Raw genomic sequence first — 3,877 nt, 5'->3', positions numbered from 1 at the left:
GGGACAGCGTGAAGGGCCGGAACCTGACGGTTCCGGCCCTTCGTGCTGCTCAGCGAGCGCTCAGCGAGTGCTCAGACGAGACGAACGCGCATCGCCTGCGGGCCCTTCGGGCCCTGCTCGACGTCGAACTCGACGGTCTGGTTCTCCTCGAGGCTGCGGTAGCCGTTGGTCTGGATCTCCGAGTAGTGGACGAAGACGTCCGGGCCCTCGGTCGGGGCGATGAAGCCAAAGCCCTTCTCAGCGTTGAACCACTTGACGGTTCCCTGTGCCATGTTGTGCTCCTTCGTGTTTCAGGTGGGTGGACCCGCACGGCGTGGGGTCCAGGTCGGCAAGGTCGCGACCCGACTCCAGAACCTGAAGAAGGCTGCGCCCGCAATGTCCTCTGCGAGCGCACTACACACAAACAGCAAACGTTGACCGGGACCAACTCTAGCCGTGCGTGCGTGATTCACCCAATCCGAGCGGCGCGAGCCAGCGCCGCCAAAGCCCCGGTGAAGCATTCCTCCGGCGGGTTGACGAGGCCCGCCCCGACCTGGCCGACACCGGCCACCCGTCCGGCCATCCCCGTGTTGATCTGCGGGAGGATGCCGGTCCGGGCGACGGCGGCCACGTCGATCCCCGTCGGCGTGCCGCGGAACTCGAGGATCGGCACCTGATAGACGGGGTGCTCCCCCACGGTGATCTCGTACATCGTCTGCGTGGCCCGCAGCGCGAAGGGCACGTCGCCACCGACGAAGCGCACGATCGCCGGCGCCGCGGCCATCGCGAAGCCGCCGATGCCCGCCGTCTCGGTGATGGCGGAGTCGCCGATGTCGGGGTTCGCGTCGTCCGGGCCGTAGGAGCCGAGGAAGAGCCCCTCGGGCGTCTGGGCAGGCCCGGTGAACCACTCGTCGCCGGTCCCGGAGACGCGGATCCCGAAGTCGGTGCCGTTGCGGGCCATGGTCGTCACGACGGAAGAGCCCGGTATGCCGTGCGCCGCGAGCGTGGCCAGCTTGCTCGCGGGCATGCCGAGGTTGAGGAAGAAGTGCTCGTTGGCCCCCGAGAACCGCACGGCCTCGGCGATGTCCGAAGCCGGGGCGTCAGCGGTGATGAGGGTCGGCAGGAGCTCGCGCAGGAGCATGAGGGACCCGGCCCGGTTGCGGTTGTGACCCTCGTCGCCCATCTGGAGCATCTGGGCGATGATCGCCTTGATGTCGATCGGACCGTCGGCGTCCACGCGTGCCCGCACCGCCTGGTGCAGCAGCGGACCGAGCACGGAGTTCATCCAGTGCAGCCGGTCGATGACCTCCGGCCCGTAGGCGCCGTAGCGCAGCACCTTGCCGAGGCCCTCGTTGAGCGAGCACCAGGAGCGGTTGCCGTGGACGTCGTCGCGCAGCTCATAGAGCCACATCGAGGGGCTGATCACCCCGGCCATCGGGCCGACCGCATCCCGGTGGTGACAGGGCTCGAGCGTGACGCCGTCGCCCCTGGCGAGCCTGGCCTCGGCCTCCTCCGGCGTCTCGGCCAGGCCTTCGAAGAGCAGCGCCCCGATCAGCGCACCCCTGAGCGGCCCGCTCGCGCGGTCGAACTCGACGGGAGGGCCCGCGTGGAGGAACGTTCCCTTCTCGAGTCCGAGCGCCTGGTGAGCGGGCCGCACGTCGATGAGCTCTGCGCCGGCGGCCGTCATCCGCTCGAACGCCAGCCGGTTGGCCTCCTGTCGCCGGGCGTCGGCCAGCACGACGGCGAGGTCGCGCTCCGTCCCCGGCAGCGGCGGCTGCCAAGCGGCCTCGGCGACCGGGACGGCCTGTGCGCGAAGGGACTCCGCAAACAAGGCAGCTCCAGCGGTGGCCACCGACAGGTCCTCCGTGAGCAGCCGCTGCAAGGGTCGCGTCGCCATCAGGACTCCTTCGAGGTCAGCAGGGACACCGCGCACCGAGTCGCGGCCGCATTGCTCAGGAAGACCGAGGCACCCGCGTCGCGAAGGAGCAGTGCGCTGCGACTCAGGCCCTGCGGGTCGCCCTCGGTGCCGGTGATCGAGACGGCGACGGGCAGGGTCCTGCCGCCCGCCTCCGCGGTCGCTCGTGCCGAGCGGATCGCCTCGGCCAGGTCGGGGGCCGGGTCGGGGTGCGCGGCATGGCCGAGGACCAGGTCGAGCAGGAGCACGCCGCACGTCGGGTCGCTCGCCTCGACCGCGATCCGCTCGAGCCGCAGCGACGGGTCGATCATCGGGTGGGGGCGGCCCTGGGTCAGCGAGTCGTCACCGAAGTCGATGACGACATGGCCGGCATCCCGCAGGTCCGGTCCGAGCGCCAGCTCCGGCCGGAGCGGGGTGTTGGACCGGATGTCGCCCAGCGCCTCCCCCGCGACGAGCATCGCCTCGTCGGCGAGCGTCCCGCCCCCGAAGAGCCCGCGCAGCGACGAGCCGGACGCCGGGGGCTGCTCGACCTCCCAGCGCGGCCACTCGACCCCCTCACCCTGCGTCCCGATGACACTCTCGACAGCGGCGGTGAGATCGGGTCTCCCCGCCCCGAGCGTCGCCCAGTGGACCGGCTTGGCGAGCCCAGCGGCATACGACTCGATGGCGGAAAGCACCTCAGCGGCAGGAGGTTTGGAGACCACGAGGATGCGCTCCGTCGCTGAGTCGTCGGCGAGCGCGGCGAGCGCCTGCTTCGTCGAACGGCCGCCGACCGCGGCGGACAGGTCGCGGCCGCCGACGCCGAGCACATGGCTGACCCCGACACCGGCCGCATCGAGCAGGCACATGACCTGCTGCGCGCCCGTGCCCGAGGCGGCGACGACGCCCACGGAGCCGGGACGCACGACGTTGGCGAAGCCGAGGGCGACCCCGCCGACGACCGCGGTGCCGCAGTCGGGCCCCATCACGAGGACGCCCCGACTAGCGGCGAGCTCCTTGAGGCGCACCTCGTCCTCGACAGGCACGTTGTCGGAGAAGATCATCACGCTGACGCCCCCGTCGATCGCGTCGAGCGCCTCCGTCGTGGCGTGCCGGCCGGGCACGGAGACGAGAGCAAGGTTGGCGCCCGAGCGTCGGATCGCGCCGCCCAGCGTCCGAGGAGCAGGCGCGTCGCCGAAACCGCCCGCCTGCGTCGCCGCCGAGCGGAGGCCGGCGAGCGCGTCGTCGAGGGCGGCACGCCCTGCGGCGACGCCCTCGTCGTCGCCCCGGATCGCCACGACGAGATCGTTGGGGCCGGCCGCCGGGATCTCGAAACCCATGGCGCGGATGACGTCGAGGTTGAGCTCCGTGGCCATCGCGACCTGGGCCGCCTCGACCCCGGGGGCCGCGGCCACCGTGCGGGAGACCTGCATCAGGCTCACCGAGTCGTAGTAGGCGCCACTGCGGATCTCGACCTGGTCAGCCATGCAAGGCACCTTCCTTGAGGTGGGCGACGGAGGTCCGGTGCTCGGCCAGGGCACGGCGTGCAGCGGTGACGCCGACGACGAGGTCCCGGCCCGACGAGTGGCCGATCGCGAGGACCCGGGCGAGCAGGTCCGGGTCGCTGGACGGATGGGGCGCGTCGAGGAGGGCGACGACCTCGGGCACGGCGTAGCCCTCGACGGCAGCCCTGAGGAGAGCGGCCGAGATGGACGTGGTGCGGTGCAGGTGCGGGACGAGCGCGGCGCCGAGCCTCTGGACGGCTGCCAGCTCACCGGCCGAGCGGAGCGCGAGAAGGACCCCGGCGACGGCGTCGTCGCCGCTCGGGGTGAGGCCCGGCCCACGGCCCACGAGCGTGGTGAGCAGCCCGTCGATGGGCGCGTCGATGGGCGCGTCGGCCAGCGCGGCAGCCGCCAACCGACCCGCCGCCCACTCGAGTGGCCCCGCTGTCCCCACCCCGTCCCACTCGAGTGGCCCCACTGTCCCCACCCCGTCCCACTCGAG

Annotated in this window: 4 protein-coding genes; all 4 read right to left on the bottom strand. The window is 72.2% G+C overall.

The features are described from left to right. Nucleotides 1-71 precede the first annotated feature (71 nt). Nucleotides 72-272 (bottom strand): cold-shock protein, encoded by a 201-nt coding sequence (locus tag OO014_RS19000; protein WP_272463895.1) that lies wholly within the window; start codon nt 270-272, stop codon nt 72-74. Between the two features lie 176 nt (nt 273-448). Continuing rightward, nucleotides 449-1,876 carry a DUF1116 domain-containing protein gene (locus tag OO014_RS18995; RefSeq protein WP_272463894.1) on the bottom strand — a complete coding sequence of 476 codons (1,428 nt, stop codon included), beginning with the start codon at nt 1,874-1,876 and terminating at the stop codon, nt 449-451. Further along, nucleotides 1,876-3,360: an FdrA family protein gene (locus tag OO014_RS18990; protein ID WP_272463893.1), complete on the bottom strand. Its 1,485-nt coding sequence runs from the start codon at nt 3,358-3,360 to the stop codon at nt 1,876-1,878. Before OO014_RS18990 ends, OO014_RS18995 begins: the two co-directional genes overlap by 1 nt. After that, a partial coding sequence (locus OO014_RS18985; protein WP_272463892.1) for a DUF2877 domain-containing protein occupies nt 3,353-3,877 on the bottom strand: 525 nt, incomplete at its 5' end. The genes OO014_RS18985 and OO014_RS18990, both read right to left, overlap by 8 nt.

Source organism: Intrasporangium calvum (assembly GCF_028446585.1).
In the GTDB taxonomy this organism is placed as follows: domain Bacteria; phylum Actinomycetota; class Actinomycetes; order Actinomycetales; family Dermatophilaceae; genus Intrasporangium; species Intrasporangium calvum_A.
Note: the sequence above shows the minus strand (reverse complement) of the source record. Positions and strands in the feature narration are given on the sequence as shown.

What these genes read in the sequence shown, in the direction of transcription:
- OO014_RS18995 (WP_272463894.1), bottom strand. Translation starts at nt 1,876, where the DNA reads ATGGCGACGCGACCCTTGCAGCGGCTGCTCACGGAGGACCTGTCGGTG.
- OO014_RS19000 (WP_272463895.1), bottom strand. Translation starts at nt 272, where the DNA reads ATGGCACAGGGAACCGTCAAGTGGTTCAACGCTGAGAAGGGCTTTGGC.
- OO014_RS18990 (WP_272463893.1), bottom strand. Translation starts at nt 3,360, where the DNA reads ATGGCTGACCAGGTCGAGATCCGCAGTGGCGCCTACTACGACTCGGTG.